General features: G+C 71.4%; 14 protein-coding genes. 7 read left to right on the forward strand and 7 right to left on the reverse strand.

All coding sequences use genetic code 11. The features are described from left to right. The first annotated feature begins 88 nt into the window (after positions 1-88). Positions 89-1042 (forward strand): diacylglycerol/lipid kinase family protein, encoded by a 954-nt coding sequence (locus tag WME98_RS23065; protein WP_437953223.1) that lies wholly within the window; start codon positions 89-91, stop codon positions 1040-1042. A 6-nt stretch (positions 1043-1048) separates the two neighbouring features. After that, positions 1049-1858 (forward strand): metallophosphoesterase family protein, encoded by an 810-nt coding sequence (locus WME98_RS23070; protein ID WP_437953224.1) that lies wholly within the window; start codon positions 1049-1051, stop codon positions 1856-1858. A gap of 148 nt (positions 1859-2006) precedes the next feature. Here the strand turns inward: WME98_RS23070 and xylB are convergent, their stop codons facing one another. The 7 genes from xylB to WME98_RS23105 all read right to left on the reverse strand — a co-directional run bounded on the left by xylB (position 2007) and on the right by WME98_RS23105 (position 8556). Beyond that, complete coding sequence (gene xylB / locus WME98_RS23075; RefSeq protein WP_061627510.1) at positions 2007-3563, reverse strand: xylulokinase; 1557 nt, start codon at positions 3561-3563, stop codon at positions 2007-2009. A 92-nt stretch (positions 3564-3655) separates the two neighbouring features. Then, entirely contained in the window at positions 3656-4666 is a 1011-nt protein-coding gene (locus WME98_RS23080; protein ID WP_061627511.1) for a zinc-dependent alcohol dehydrogenase family protein, read from the reverse strand. 152 nt (positions 4667-4818) lie between these two features. Next, on the reverse strand, positions 4819-5805 hold the full coding sequence (locus WME98_RS23085) for a hypothetical protein (protein ID WP_437953225.1): 987 nt from the start codon (positions 5803-5805) through the stop codon (positions 4819-4821). Between the two features lie 198 nt (positions 5806-6003). Continuing rightward, positions 6004-6669, reverse strand: coding sequence for an LON peptidase substrate-binding domain-containing protein (locus WME98_RS23090; protein ID WP_437937908.1), 666 nt, complete (start codon positions 6667-6669; stop codon positions 6004-6006). A gap of 165 nt (positions 6670-6834) precedes the next feature. Next, on the reverse strand, positions 6835-7521 hold the full coding sequence (locus tag WME98_RS23095; RefSeq protein WP_437953226.1) for an SDR family NAD(P)-dependent oxidoreductase: 687 nt from the start codon (positions 7519-7521) through the stop codon (positions 6835-6837). Next, positions 7518-8096: a GTP cyclohydrolase I gene (folE, locus tag WME98_RS23100; protein WP_437953227.1), complete on the reverse strand. Its 579-nt coding sequence runs from the start codon at positions 8094-8096 to the stop codon at positions 7518-7520. The genes WME98_RS23095 and folE overlap by 4 nt, the downstream gene beginning before the upstream one ends. 10 nt (positions 8097-8106) lie before the next feature. Beyond that, positions 8107-8556: a DUF2203 domain-containing protein gene (locus WME98_RS23105; RefSeq protein WP_061627515.1), complete on the reverse strand. Its 450-nt coding sequence runs from the start codon at positions 8554-8556 to the stop codon at positions 8107-8109. Positions 8557-8937: 381 nt separating this feature from the next. Here WME98_RS23105 and WME98_RS23110 point away from each other — a divergent pair, with 381 nt between their 5' ends. From WME98_RS23110 to WME98_RS23130, 5 genes are all read left to right on the forward strand, one after another. Further along, positions 8938-9783, forward strand: coding sequence for an ABC transporter permease (locus WME98_RS23110; protein ID WP_061624081.1), 846 nt, complete (start codon positions 8938-8940; stop codon positions 9781-9783). A 59-nt stretch (positions 9784-9842) separates the two neighbouring features. Then, the gene (locus tag WME98_RS23115) at positions 9843-10934 is read left to right on the forward strand and encodes a polyamine ABC transporter substrate-binding protein (RefSeq protein WP_437953228.1); all 1092 of its coding nucleotides are present in this window, start codon (positions 9843-9845) and stop codon (positions 10932-10934) included. A gap of 13 nt (positions 10935-10947) precedes the next feature. Next, a complete protein-coding gene (locus tag WME98_RS23120) occupies positions 10948-11826 on the forward strand; it encodes an ABC transporter permease (RefSeq protein ID WP_020742313.1) in 879 nt (292 codons plus the stop codon). Between the two features lie 100 nt (positions 11827-11926). Continuing rightward, a complete protein-coding gene (locus WME98_RS23125; RefSeq protein WP_437335161.1) occupies positions 11927-13012 on the forward strand; it encodes an ABC transporter ATP-binding protein in 1086 nt (361 codons plus the stop codon). Positions 13013-13118: 106 nt separating this feature from the next. Continuing rightward, positions 13119-15077 (forward strand): DUF2330 domain-containing protein, encoded by a 1959-nt coding sequence (locus WME98_RS23130; protein WP_437953229.1) that lies wholly within the window; start codon positions 13119-13121, stop codon positions 15075-15077. Positions 15078-15087: the final 10 nt, after the last annotated feature.

Raw genomic sequence — 15087 nt, forward strand, 5'->3', positions numbered from 1 at the left:
GGAGCGCTCTGCGCGATCCGTTTCATCGAGGAGCGGTGAGCGCGAGCCCTGGCCTCTTGCTGGAAGCTCGACGGTAATGCATCGATCCGTGGCAGTCCTGTTGAATTGCTCTTCCCGATCGAACCGCGCGGCGGAGCAGCGCGCGCGGCTCGGGGAGCTCCTGAAGGAGACCGGCTTTGACGCAGATCTGCTGTGCGCCGAGAAGACCCGGCACATGGGGGAGCTCGCCCGCTACGCGGCGCGGGAGCCCTACGATCTCGTCGTGGCGGCCGGCGGCGATGGCACGGTGAACACGGTCGCCGCGGCGGTCGCCGGCACGGACAAGACGCTGGGGGTGCTGCCGCTCGGGACGGTGAACCATTTCGCCAAGTACCTCGGTGTTCCGCTGACCCTCGAGGGGGCCGTGCGCACGCTGGTCGAGGGGCGGCGCGCCCGGGTCGATGTGGGCGAGGTCAACGGGCGTGTGTTCGTGAACAACTCGACCCTGGGCATCTATCCCGGCATCGTGCGCGACCGCGAGGCGCTCCGGAAGCGAAGCGGGCTGAACAAGTGGGTCGCCCTCGCGCTGGCGACCGTCTCGGGCATCCGGCGGCACGAGCGCGTCCGACTCCGGCTCTTCCTGGACGGGCAGGAGCTCCAGCTGGACACGCCGTTCGTGTTCGTCGCGAACAACGATTTCAAGCTCGGCGACGTCGACCTCGCCCGGCAGCGGCCGCCGGGCTCGGGCGAGCTCGGGGTGTGCGTCGCGCACGCGGAGAGCCGGCTCTCCAGCGTCCGGCTCATCGCCAGCGCCCTCGCCGGCCGCATCCAGGATGCGAGCGATTTCAGCGTTTTGCGCACGACGGAGCTGCGGGTGGAGGCGCCGGGGCGCCGCCGCCTCCACGTGGCCGCGGACGGCGAGGTCCTGAAGATGAAGTCGCCGCTCTGCTATCGCACGCGGCCTGAGGCGCTTCGCGTCATCGTGCCCCTGTCGTCCCAGATCAGCGCGGGCTCACGACGGCGGGAGGGCTCGACGGCTCACGTCGCCGCGCTGGGAGGATGATTCATCATGCGCACGCTCGTGCACCTGTCGGATCTGCACTTCGGCCGCGTCGACAAGGCCATCCTCCGCCCGTTGATTGACAGGATCTGGCGGATCGAGCCGAGCGTCGTCGTGATCTCGGGCGACCTGACCCAGAGGGCGCGGAGCGCCGAGTTCGCCGAGGCGCGCGCCTTCCTCGACGCGCTGCCCGCGCCGCAGATCGTGGTGCCCGGCAACCACGATGTCCCGCTCTACAACCTGTTCGACCGGTTCCTTCGACCGCTCGACAAGTACCGGCGCCACATCACGGACGACCTCTCGCCGTTCCACCTCGACGCGGAGCTCGCCGTGCTCGGCATCAACACCGCGCGATCGCTGACCATCAAGGACGGGCGCATCAACGCGCGGCAGATCGAGGGGATCAAGGCGAGGATGTGCGAGCTCGGGCCCGAGATCACGAAGATCGTGGTCACGCATCACCCGTTCGATCTACCCGAGAACTCGCCGCACGCGATCGTGGGGCGCGCGCGGCAGGCGATGGCGGCGATCGCGGCCTGCGGGGTCGACATCATCCTGTCGGGTCACCTGCACCTGAGCCACACGGGGCACTCCGCGGAGCGCTTCGAGGCCGGCGGGCACTCGTCGCTCATCATCCAGGCCGGCACGGCGACGTCGACGCGCGGGCGCGGGGAGCAGAACGCGTTCAACGTGATCCGGATCAGCGGGCACAAGATCGATATCGAGCGGAACTTCTGGGAGGCGGAGAGCGGTATTTTCAGGATCGCCGGCGCGGAGCATTTCGAGGAGACGGCGCGGGGGTGGGTGCGGGCGGCGTGAGACGGGTCGAACGAGGACGAGAGGACGAACCACAGAGGCATAGAGGGCACAGAGGCGAGAAAGAGAGATGAGGCGATGCCTCGTTCTTCCTCTCTCCTCTGTGCCCTCCGTGCCCTCTGTGGCTCAAACTCTCTATCTCAGGTCCGCATCACGCCAGCTTCCCGAGCTCCCGGAACCGCCCCTTCAGGTCGCTGTAGAGCCCGCGGTACACCGCGTGGATCTCCCGGTACCGCGCCGAGCGCGCCTGATCCGGCGCGACCCGCGAGACGACATGGACGAACGCGTCCGCCGCCTCCTCGACCGACGAGAACAGCCCAGCGCCCGCCGCGCCGAGCAGCGCCGCGCCGTAGGCCGGGCCCTCCGTCGACGTCGTGATCGCCACCGGGGCCTCGAACACGTCGGCCATCAGCTGCCGCCAGAACGCGCTGCGCGCGCCGCCGCCGGTCAGCCGGATCTCGTCGATCGAGACCGCCGCCGCGCCGTTCGCCTGCCCCACGCCGCGCATCAGGTCCAGCGAGTCCGCCAGCCCGAACGTGATGCCCTCCAGCACCGCGCGCGAGAGGTCGGCCTTCGTCGTCCGGGCGCTCAGCCCCACGAACGCGCCGCGCGCCGCCGCGTCGTTGTGCGGCGTCCGCTCGCCCATCAGGTACGGCAGGAAGACCACGCCGCCCGCGCCGGGGCGCGCCGTCGACGCGGTGTCCGAGATGATCTCGTACGGATCGACCTTGCGGATCTCCGCCGCCATGCGCTCCCCGTCGCCGAGGACGTCGCGGTACCAGCGGAGCGCGCCGCCGGCGGCGAGCATCACCCCCATCAGGTAGAAGCGCCCCGGGACCGCGTGGCAGAAGCTGTGCAGCCGCATCTCGGGCTCCACGACCCAGGTGTCGGTGTGCGCCAGGATCACGCCGCTCGTGCCGACCGACGCCATCGCCCGGCCTGGGCGCACGATGCCGAGCCCCACCGCGCCCGCCGCGTTGTCCGCCGCGCCCCGCACGACCAGCGTGCCCGCCGGCAGCCCCGTGGCCGCCGCGACCTCGGGCGTGAGCTTGCCGAGCGGCGCGTTCGACGGCGCCGACTTCGGGAACACCGCGCGCGGCACCCCGACCGCGTCGAGGAGCTCGGCGCTGAAGGCGCGATCCCCCGGCGAGAACGCCAGCGTGCCGCTCGCGTCGCTGTCGTCGGTCCCGAGCTCGCCCGTGAGCTTGAGCCCCACGTAATCCTTCGGCATCAGCACCGCGCGCACGCGCGCGAACGCCTCGGGCTCGTGCTGCCGCAGCCAGAGCAGCTTCGGCAGCGTGAACCCCTCGAGCGCGCGGTTGCCGACCAGGCGCGCGAGGCCCGCGTCGCCGACCTTCGGGTTCGCGTGGATCGCCTGGCACTCGGCCGTGGTGCGCGTGTCGCACCACAGGATCGCCGGCCGGATGACGGCCTGCGCCTCGTCCAGCAACACCGCCGAGTGCATCTGCCCCGTCAGCCCGATAGCGCGCACCTCGTCCCGGCGCGGGCCGAGGGCGCGGGCGAGCTCGCCGAGGGCGCTCAGCGCCGCCGCGGCGAAGTCCTCGGGCTCCTGCTCGGCCCACCCGGCGTGCGGCGTGGAGAGCGGGTATTCGCGGTGCGCCGACGCGACCGCCGCGCCGCGCTCCGTTTCGACTGCGATGGCCTTGAGGCCGCTGGTCCCGACGTCGATTCCGATCACGATGGCCATGAAGAGCGTCCTTTTCCTTGGAAGAGAAGGTGAGCGGCTGGAACTTTGAAGAGAAGGTGAGCGGCTGGAAACTCTGAAGAGAAGGTGAGCGGCTAGAACACGACCTGGAGCTTCATGGGCGCGGTGCCCTTCTTCATCATCTCCAGCCCGCGCGGGAGCTCCTCGACGGGCATCGCCTCGGACAGGAGCCGCTTCACGTCGACGGCCCCGCGCTCCATCAGCTTGAATGCCCGGTCGTACGTCCTCCTGATCGCGAAGCTGCCGATGATCTCGAGATCGCGCCGGTAGATCTCGAACGGCGAGACCTCGACCTTGTCCTCGGGACCACACACGCCGAACACGAGGTACCGGCCGCCGTTCTTCACGTACTGGAGCGCGTCGCCGAGGACCCGCGCGATGCCCGTCGCGTCGATCACGACGTCGAAGCCGTAGGGCGCGATCTTCTTGAGCTTCGCCGGGAGCGCGTTGTCGGCGACGACCACCTCGGTCGCGCCGTGCTGGCGCGCCAGATCGAGCTTCGACTCGACGAGGTCGACCACGGTGACCGCGGCCGCGCCGTTCGCGCGGCTCGCCTGGAGGTGGAGCTGGCCGATCGGGCCGGCGCCGAGGACCAGGACCTCCGAGCCGATCTCGATGCGCGCGCGATCCTGGCCGAAGACGACGCACGCGAGCGGCTCGCAGAACGCCGCCTCGCCGAACGAGACGCGCTCGAAGCGATAACAGTTCTTCGCCGGGACCCGGACGAGCTCGGCGAAGCCGCCGTCGCGGGTCACGCCCACCGCGTTCCACCGAAGGCAGTGGTTCTGCCGGTTGATCATGCAGAAATGGCACTCTTCGCAGGTCACCGTCGGGTCGACCATGACCCGGTCGCCGGGCCGGAGGCCCTCGACCTCGTCGCCCACGGCGGCCACCTCGCCGGCGAGCTCGTGCCCCGGGATCAGCGGGAAGGTCGGGAAGAAATCGCCCTCCCAGATGTGCACGTCGGTCCCGCAGATGCCGCACGCCTTCGCGCGGACGAGCACGTCGCGCGGGCCGATCTGCGGCGGCGCGACGTCGTTGCGTACGGCGATCTTCTTCACGGCTTCGAGAACGGCTGCCTTCATACGAGACCCTCCTCGGGGCATCGCAGGGGCAGCGCGGCCGCTTCCTGCGAAGCCCTCCTCGTTGGGGTCGCATAGGCGGGCCGCGGCCGGGCGTCGAGGGCCGTCGAGCCGCGCCCCGCGCGGCGACGCGCGGGGCGGGCTGACGCGGGACGTCAGGACTTCGCGGAGACCTTGGGCGGAGAGATCGTGCGCCAGAGGAAGGCGTAGACGTCCATCAGGTCGCGCGGGGCGAGGCCGCGCTCGCGCAGCCGCCGCTCGAGCTCGCGCGCGAGCGCTTGCATCCGGCCGTAGCCCTCGGCGCCCGGCACGCGATCGTAGGCGAGATCGAAGCCGAGCACGGACGCCTGCTTCTCGAAGAACGAGGGCTTCACGAAGACGTGCTCCTCCGGGTAGACGAGCGCGCTCAGGATCGTCGCGAGCGGCCAGGTGGCGACCTTGGCCGCGGCGAGCACGCCGGCGAGCCGGTCGAAGCGCGCGGCGTAGTCGCCCGCGCCGTAGAGCACGTCGACGACCGCCTCGGCGTAGGCGCGGTGGTGCTCGGCCGGCATCTTGTTGAACGGGATGAGGTCGCCGAGCGGGTGCAGGAGGCCGGTCGCGGCCTTGTGGACCTTGGCGATCCGCTCCATGAAATCGGCGAGGTTGCCCGCCGCGAGCAGCGCCTCGAGCTCGCCCTTGCCGAGGAGCGCGCGCGCGGTCTCGATGGCGCCCTGCTTGAAGGCCTTGCTCTTCTTCTTCCCGCCCTCGGCCGCGACGGCCCCGGCGGCGCCGCGCTCCTCGGCGATGAAGTGCGGGCCCCCGAACCCGCCCTCGAACTGCGACTCGAAGCTCGCGACCTGCTCGTCGAAGCTCGTGAGCGGCGGCGCGACCACGCGCGCGCGCTGCTTCTTGGCGGCGGCCGACGGCCGGTCACGGAGACCGCGGATCCTGGCCTCGAGCGCGCTCGCCTCGTCGTCGCCGAGCTGCACCGGCTCGAGCTTGGACCAGAAAGCCTTGGCGATGGAATGATTGAGGCCGTCCTCGAAATCGTAGAAGCGCTTTTCGTCGCGCTCCTCGACGAGGTATCCGAGTCCCCACTGGGGACACCCCGGGTGCTTGACGATGATCGGGGCCGAAGGTTCCGTTGAACGAGAGGTCGCCATAGGCGGCGCAGCCTACTCGATCTTGGGACGGCCGCACCCGCTCCAGCCCCGCTCCGGCGCCGCTTCTGGACCCGTGTTCAGGTGCGCCGCGCGGTCGGCGCGCAATCGAGCCCATCCGCCCGGCGCGGCGCGCGGCGTCAGCGGGCGTCGCGCCGAGGGGTCGTCGGCGTCGCGCGCCGCCGATGCGAGCGCGAGGCGCTAGTTGACGTCGCGCGCCGCCGAGGCCAGCGCGAGCTGCTGGAGCGCGAGCGCCTCGGTCACGCGGCGCACCCGCGCGACGACGTCGAGGGTCTCCAGCACGGCCTGCCGCTCCCGCGCGTCGAGGATCAGGTGATGGGCGCAGAGGTCGGCGACGAGCGAGGTGGCCGCGTCGCGCGGCAGCCGAAATTCGAAATTGCTGTCGCGCTCGCGGACGAGCGAGGCGAACGAGGCCGCGGTGGAGATGAGCGCGGCGTGGTCCTGCGCCGAGATCTCGCCGGGCTGGTCCTCGAGGACGGTCGCCGCGGCCGTGCGGTACGGCGGCACGAACGGGCGCTCCGCCAGGCGGACGCGGGCGCGGCCCCGCAGCACGATGTTGTAGCGGCCCCCCGGCAGCTCGGCGTGATCGATGATCTCGCCCGCGCCCGCCACCCCCGCGATGGCCGGGTGGCCGTGCGCGTCGATCGGGTGGGGGTCCGTGATGAGCACGACCGAGAGGATGCGGTGCGTCTCGAGCGCGTCGCGCACGAGCGCCCGATAGCGCGGCTCGAAGATGTGGAGCGGCAGGAGGGCGCCGGGGAACAGCACCGTCTGCGGCAGCGGGAACAGCGGGAGCTCGGGCAAGGCCGCGTTGAGATCGCCCGGTCGCGGAGGCGTCGTTTCCACGAGCCTCAGGGTAGCACGCGGGGGGGTCGGGTGTGGCGGCGCCACGTACATCGAGCGCGGCACCATTCCTGATCCGCAGCGCGTGCCTGGCCGCGCGCTGCGCGCCTGGCCCCGCGCAGCGCACACCTGGCCGCGCGCGGCGCGCCGGCCGCCCTGCCGGCCTCGTCAGCCGAACATCTCGAGCGCCGAGCCGGTCACGGCGTCGGGGGCGTCGAGCGCGGCGTACACGATGAGCTGCGCCACCTCGTCGGCGCTCATCTGCGGGGGGAAGCCGCTGCCGGCGAGCATGTCGGTGTCGACCGAGCCGGGGAGCACGGCGATGGACTGGAGCCCCGTCCCGCGCAGCTCCTCGGCCAGGCTCTTCGAGAAGCCGACGAGGCCCCACTTGGAGGCGGCGTACGAGGCGTTGCCCGGGGACGCGATGGTCGAGGAGATGCTGCCGACGTGGACGAGCCGGCCGCGGCCGTGCGCCAGCATGGCCGGGAGGAAGGCGCGCGCGACGAGGTAGGGGCCGCGCAGGTTGACGGCGATCACCTCGTCCCAGGCGGCGGGGGAGGTCTCGTGGACCCGCGTCCCGCGGCGCACGATGCCCGCGTTGTTCACGACGACGCGGGGCGCGCCGAGCCACGCCACGACCTCGGCGGCGGCGCGCGCGACCTGCTCCTCGGAGGCGACGTCGCAGGGGACGGCCAGCGCGGAGACGTCGAGCCGGCGGACCTCGTCGGTCACCTCGTCGAGGCGCGGGCTCGGCCGGCCGAGCAGCGCGACGGACAGGCCGCGGCGCGCGAGCACGAGCGCCGTCGCACGGCCGATGCCGCGGCTCGGCCCCGTGACGACCGCGACGCCGCTCACCGCCTGCCCCCGGAGAGCGCGGCGGCGAAGGCGAGATCGCGCTCCGGGCCCGGCTCGGCGAACACCCCGGCGACCGCCACGGTCTCGATGACCGCGCCGGCCTTACGCTCGCCGCGGGCGATGAGGCACGTGTGGGTCAGCGTGAGCTTGCACAGGGCGCCGCGGGCGCCGAGCTCGCCGACGAGCAGGTCGACGAGCTGCCCGCCGATGCGCTCCTGCAAGGTCAGCCGCCGCGCCAGCGCGTCGAGCACGTGCGCGATCGTGCCGATGCCGGCGACCCGCGCCCCCGGCAGGTAGGCGACCACCCCGGCGCCGTGTCCCGGCAAGAGGTGGTGCGGGCACATCGTCGTCACCGAGAGATCGCGGGCGACGACGAGGCCGCGCTCGAAGGGGCCCGTCTCCATCGCGCCCTCGCGGAGCACCGCGGCCGCGTCGATGGCCTCGCCCTCGATCAGGTCGTCCGCCCACGCGTCGGCGACGCGCTCGCCCGTGCCGGCGAGCTCCCCCTCGACGTCGCGCCCGAGGGCGCGGAGGAACTCCTCGATCGCCCGTGCCGCTCTCTGTCGATCGATCACCGGGGCCCCGTCAGTTGAGCAGCTGCCGGCGCTTGGCCGCGGTGATCGGCTTTCGCCCGGCGTAGCCGGCCTCGAGCCCGTGGTAGTGCTCGACGGCCTGCTCGCCGTAGCGCCAGCACAGCCAGACGAGGGCGCCGTCGAGGCGCCCGTAGAAGTCGCAGAGCCCGATGCGCTGGTCCTTCACGACCACGCCGAGCTCCTCGACCTCCTGCCACCCCGACTCGTACGCGGCGATCTTCTCCGAGAGCTCGCGCTCGCGGGCGCGCGCCAGCTCGCTGCCGCCGCGCGCCAGCTCGAGGAGCTGATCGGGCGTCGCCGCCGGGCTCTCGACGGCCTTCACGAGCGCCTGCCAGCAGCGCTCGATATCGCTCGCCAGGGCGAGCTGCCGGCCGATCAGCGACGATAGCCGGGGGACGAGCGCGTTCGCCTCTTCGATCGTCCAGATGCGGGGAGTGCTCACGGGACCTCACCTGAAGGGCGGCGCGACAACCCGGTCATGCAGGGCCGGTAAGCGGAGGAGAGTGCGGTGTCAAGGGCTTCTCCGGAAGGATCCGCCGCGGCCGGGCGCGGGGCGCCTTCGTTGAGGATGAGCCACGCGGGCTCGGCGGCAGCCGGGGGCCTCGCCTGGCCGCGCGCCCGCGCCGCCCGCGCCGCCCGCGCCGACCCGGGCGCCGGCGGGCCCGCGGCCGCGCGCGAGCGCCCTCGCGCCGCGAAGCATGTCAGCCAGCGTGGTCGCGTCGCCGTGCGCCGTGTCGGCCTCACCACACGGCAACGGGTTGCAACCGGCGTTCCGCAAGCGATAAGCTCGCGCGGCGATCGTGGTAGATCGCTAGGCCGCCGCATGCGACTCCGGACGATATCGGGCATCAAGCTGTCGAATCTGCTCCTCTGCGGCTGGAGCGGGCTCGTCCTCGTTTACCTCTATCTGCCGATCCTGCTCCTCGTCGCCTACTCGTTCAACGACTCGCGGATGAGCGTGGTGTGGGAGGGGTTCACGTTCAAGTGGTATCGGCAGCTCTTTGACGAGCTCGTCGCCCACATGAGCGACGAGCGCCGGTCGCCGCTCATCGAGTCGATGAGCAACAGCGTGATCGTCGCCGCGATCACCACGGCGTTCTCGGTCGTCCTCGGCACGGCGGGCGCCTTCCTGCTCTACCGGTACAGGTTCCCCGCGCTCCGGTCGATCAGCACGCTGATCTTCATCCCCATGATCATCCCGGAGATCATCATGGGGATCAGCCTGCTCATCTTCTTCAAGACGGTGGAGCTCGAGCTCGGCTTCACGACGGTCATCATCTCGCACATCACCTTCTGTTTCCCCTTCGTGCTCATCGCGGTCCAGGCGCGGCTCGCGGGGCTCGATCCGTCGCTCGAGGAGGCCGCGCTGGACCTCGGGGCGACGCCGCTCAAGGCGTTCTTCCTGGTCATGGTGCCTTACCTTCTGCCCGCGATCGTCTCCGGTGCGCTGATGTCGTTCACGCTGTCGATGGACGAGCTCATCGTCACTTATTTCACGCGCGGGCCCAAGTCCGAGACCTTGCCGATCAAGGTGTTCGGCATGGCGAAGGTCGGTCTGAACCCGATGCTGAACACGATCTCGACCGTGTTCATCGTCGCGACCGCGATGCTCGTCGTGGTCGCCGAGTCGCTGAAGGGCACCGCGAGGCGGCCCCCCGACGAGAGCTGAAGGGGACCGACGCGCGGCGCGAGCGCCTGCGCCGGCGCAGGCAAGACAAGGAAAAGTCAATGAAACGCATCTCAGCGCTCCTGATCCTGGTGTTCGTGCCCCTCGTGGCCCTGCTCGGCTGTGGGAAGAAGGAGAGCCCGGCGCCCCAGGCGGCCGCCTCGGGCAGCGGCCCCGCGCCCGAGCCGAAGGCCGGCGGCGAGCTCAACCTCTTCGGGTGGTCCGAGTACGTCCCGCAGGAGATCCTGGACGGCTTCACGAAGGAGACGGGGATCAAGGTCAACTACGAGACCTACGCCTCGAACGAGGAGATGCTGTCGAAGCTCCTCGCCGGGGGCACCCGGTACGATCTCATCCAGCCCTCGGAGTACGCGATCGAGGCGCTCATCAAGCAGAAGAAGCTCCAGCCGCTCGATCACGCCCGCGTCCCGAACCTGAAGAACATCGCGCCCGCGTTCAGGAACCAGCCCCACGACCCGGAGCTCAAGTACACGGTCCCGTGGATGGGCACGACCGTCGGCATCGTCGTCAACACCGCGAAGGTGAAGGAGCCCATCAAGGGCTACAAGGACGTGTTCCAGCCGAAGCACAAGGGGCGCATCGTGGCCCTGAACGACAACCGCGAGATGGTCTCCTGGGTGATGGTGACGATGGGGATGAACCCGAACGACGTGACCCCGGAGAACCTCGCGAAGGTCAAGCCGACCCTGGCGGAGTGGATCAAGCTCGTGAAGGTGTTCGACTCCGACAGCCCGAAGACGGCGCTGCTCAACGGCGACGTGGACATCGGCGTCGTCTGGAGCGGGGAGGCGGCCCTGCTCTACCAGGAGGACAAGAACAAGTTCCAGTTCGTCCTGCCGGTCGAGGGGACGCACAAGGCGATCGACAGCCTGGCCATCCCCGACGACGCGCGGAACAAGATCGGCGCGGAGATGTTCATGAATTACATCCTCCGCCCGGAGGTCAGCAAGCTCATCTCGGACAAGTTCCCCTACACGAACCCGAACACGGAGGCGCGCGCGCTGCTCACGCCGGAGCAGCTCGCGAACCCGGCGAGCTACCCGCCCCTCGCCGGGATGGAGACCTTCCACGACATCGGGAAGGCGGCGGCGGACATCGACAAGCTGGTGACGGACCTCAAGGCGTCGCAGTGAGCGGCGGGGCGTCATGAACACGGCCACCGGGCAGGTCGTCGAGCTCCAGGGCCCCCAGCGCAAGCCGGGCGTCCGCGGGTGGCTGCTGCTCGCCCCGCTCTTGCTCTGGCTCCTCGCCTTCGTCGTGGCGCCCACCGCGATCATGCTCGTCTACAGCTTCTGCGAGCGGGACGAGCTCGGGCAGGTGGTCTTCGAGCTCTCGCTGTCGAGCTACGCGCGCGTCCTCGACGCGACCTACCTCAAGATCCTGGTCAATTCGATCAAGTACGCCGCCATCACCACGGCGATCTGCCTCGTCGCGGGCTATCCGGTGGCGTACTTCATCGGGCGGGCTCGGGAGGGCATCCGGAACAAGCTGCTCATGCTGGTGATGGTGCCGTTCTGGACCAGCTTTCTCATCCGGACGTATGCGTGGATGTCGATCCTCAAGTCGGAGGGGCTCCTCAACGGGCTCCTGCTCTACCTGCGGATCATCTCGGCGCCGCTCGACATCATGTACACGCCGACGGCGGTGGTCATCGGCCTCGTGTATTCGTACCTGCCGTTCATGATCCTGCCGATCTACGGGAGCGTCGAGAAGCTCGACAACGCGCTCATCGAGGCGGCGTTCGATCTCGGCGCGGGGCCGGTGTCCGCCTTCTCGCACGTCATCGTCCCGCTGACGCGGCCGGGGATCCTCGCGGGGGTCCTGCTCGTGTTCATCCCGGCGCTCGGGATGTTCGCGATCACCGATCTCATGGGCGGGTCGCGGGTGCCGATGATCGGCAACGTCATCCAGAACCAGTTCGGTCAGGCGCGCGACTGGCCGTTCGGCGCCGCGCTCGGGATGACGCTGCTCCTCTTGTTCTCGCTGTTCTTCCTGCTCGGGATGCGCAAGGAGCAGGACCGGTGACGCGGCGCCGCGCCCCTCCGCCGCCGCGCGTCCCGCTCTCCCCGCTCCCTCTCTCCCCTCTATCTCTCCCCCTCTGCTCCCGGCCCCCCAAGGTAAATTGATGGACGTCATGGTCGAGCTCCGCGCGGTCACCAAGCGATTCGGCAGCTTTCAAGCGGTGAGCGAGGTCGATCTCCAGATCCAGGCGGGCGAGTTCATCACCCTCCTCGGCCCCTCGGGGTGCGGCAAGACGACGCTCCTCCGGATGATCTCGGGGTTCGAGACGCCGACGAGCGGCGCCGTCCTGCTCGCGGGGAAGGACGTCACGCACGATCCGCCCTACCGGCGCGACGTGAACCAGGTGTTCCAGAGCTACGCGCTGTTCCCTCACATGACCGTGCAGGAGAACATCAGCTTCGGCCTGCGGATGAAGAAGGTCCCGAAGCCGGAGATCGCCGAGCGGGTCCGCGCCGCGGTCGCGATGGTGTCGCTCGAAGGCATGGAGCAGCGCAAGCCGTCGCAGCTCTCCGGCGGGCAGCGGCAGCGGGTCGCGCTCGCGCGCGCCATCGTCTGCCGGCCGAAGGTCCTGCTCCTCGACGAGCCGCTGTCCGCGCTCGACGCGAAGCTCCGGCACGCCATGCAGGTCGAGCTCAAGGAGCTCCAGAAGAAGCTCGGGATCACCTTCGTGTTCGTGACCCACGACCAGGAAGAGGCGCTCACCATGAGCGACCGCATCGCCGTGATCAACAAGGGCCGGATCGAGCAGCTCGGCGACGCGTCGCAGATCTACCACCGGCCGAAGACCACGTTCGTCGCGAACTTCATCGGCCAGGCCAACATCCTCCGGGCGGCCGTCCTCTCGCGGAGCGGCGAGCGCGCGCGGGTCCGGCTCGCCGGCGGGATCGAGCTCCTCGTCAACGCCGAGCACCTCGCGGGCGGGGCCGAGAGCGCGCTCATCTCGATCCGGCCCGAGAAGATCGCGCTCCGCAAGGAACGGCACGGCGATCTGGAGAACTGCTTCGACGCGCACGTCGAGGACGAGCTGTTCAAGGGCGCCACCGACCAGCTGCGCCTCCGGACCGGCTCCGGCCTCGAGCTCACGGCCGTGGTGGCCAACGAGAGCTCCGTCCAGGCCGCGCTGCACGTCGGCGACAGGGTGTTCTGCCACCTTCACCCCGACGACATCGTCATCGTCCACGAGGGGTGAGCCGCTGCAGGCCCGTCGGTGTGGTGACGGAGCGTCGTGAACCGCGGTTCTCATCCGGACGCGGCAGCGTGGAAGTCGGGCTCGAAGGCCGCGTAGGATCGAGGGCATGCTGCTTGCCAATCGGCCTCGCATGCCCCGACGGTCGCTTGCGCTTGTCGTTCCTGCTGCGGTCCTCTTCTCTTTTTCTGCCGACGCCCTCGCCGCGGGGGCGTGGCTGCCCGGCGCCGGACAGGCGTCGGTCGAGCAGCGCGTCGCCGTCGCGGCGGGGCCGGAGCGCACGACGCTCTGGACGAGCCTGCGGTTCGACGGCGCGCGCGGGCCGGTGGCCGTCGTCGTGCCGGTGCCGCCGCTCGCGGCGCTCGACGCGAGCTCGGACGCGTGGTTCGAGGCGCTCGAGGCGGCGACCGCGCCGCGCGTGCTCCCGCCCGAGGGCGCCGCCCCCTACTGCCCGGGGGACGAGGGCCCGCCGGGCCCGTTCGAGACCGTCGGGCAGCTCGCGCACGAGCCGACGCTCGAGCCGATCGAGGTGGCGGTGCTCGAGGACGCGGGCGCGGTCGCGCGCTGGGCCGAGTCGGCGGGGCTCGCGCTCTCCTCCGAGACGGCCGCGCAGCTCGGCGCGCTGCAGGGGATGCGCTTCGCGGCGGCGCGCTTCGAGGCGCCCGGCGGGCCCGCGGTGACGCGGACGCTGCGCGTCGTCGCGGGCGGCGGGGAGCCGCGCCTGCCGCTGTCGCTGGCCAGGGCGGGCGCGAGCGACGTGCGCGTGACCGCGTGGCTCCTCGGCGACGGCCGGGGCGCGCTGACGGGCGCGACGCCGGTGACGCTGCCGCCGGCCTCGCTGAGCTGGGACGCGGGCGCGCAGCGCAGCGATTACGAGGCGCTGCGCGCCGAGGCCCTCGGCCAGGCGGGGCTCGACGGGGCGCTCGTCGAGGCCGCGGGGCACGAGGCGCTGAGCCGGCGCATCGCCCTCGGCAGCGACAGCGTGGACAGCGTGGTCGCGGCCTATTTCGCGCGCGCGGGCGCGTACGGCGACGCCGGCGACGGCCCGGGGGCGTGCGCCGCCGTGGCCGCGGCCGCGCTGGAGTCGGGCCTCGCGGTCGCCGCGAGCTGCCCGCGCGCCGCGCTCGGCGTGGTCGACGGCGCGCTCGACTGCGCGGAGTCGCCCCGCAGGGACGAGACGGATCCCGACCTCCTGCGGTGCGGCCCGATCGCCGACGATCTCGCGGTCGGACTCTCCGGGCTCGCGCCGTCGTCGGTGTGGCTCACCCGCGTGGCGCTGCGGCTCGCGGCCGGGCAGTCCGGCGCGGACTGGCCGCTGACGTTCGGGGCCGGCGCGTCCGTCTCGCCGGTCGCGAGGGCCGGCGCCGTGCGCCTGGACGCGTGCTCCACCGAGACCGGCGGCGGCGGCGCGGGCGGCGATCCCGGCGGATCGTCGGGCGTGGGCGGGCCCGGGGGCCTCGGCGGCGGGCCGAGCGCGGGCGCGTCGAGCACGACCGGCGGGCCGTCGGGCGTGGATGACCCGGATGACTACTACGACGACGAGCCGGCCGCGGACATGGGCTGCGGCTGCGCCGGCACCGCCGATACGGTCGTCGTGGACGACCCCGAGCCGCAGGACGAGGACGAATATTACGCGGGGGAGTACGAGGACGACGGCTGCAGCGGGGACACGAGCGAGACGGGATCCGAGGACGAGTACTACGCGGAGGACGACGGCTGCAGCGGCGATACGAGCGAGACGGGGTCCGAGGACGAGTACTACGCGGAGGACGACGGCTGCAGCGGGGACACGAGCGACGAGTCCGAGGATGAGTATTACGCGGAGGACGACGGCTGCAGCGGAGACACGAGCGACGAGTCCGAGGACGAGTATTACGCGGAAGACGACGGCTGCAGCGGGGGCTCCGACGACTCCGCCGAGTCGGAGGACTGCTCGATCGCGGGCGAGCGGCAGCCGGGCGCCCGGAAGAAGCGGGGGCCGAAGCTGTCGGTCATGGCGCTCGGGGTGTTCGCGCTGATCGCGCCGCTCCGGCGCGCGAGCCGGCCGCGGAGGGGCGGCCGGCGGTAGGGATCGGGCG

It is taken from the genome of Sorangium sp. So ce296, assembly GCF_051529605.1.
Lineage (GTDB): Bacteria > Myxococcota_A > Polyangia > Polyangiales > Polyangiaceae > Sorangium > Sorangium cellulosum_D.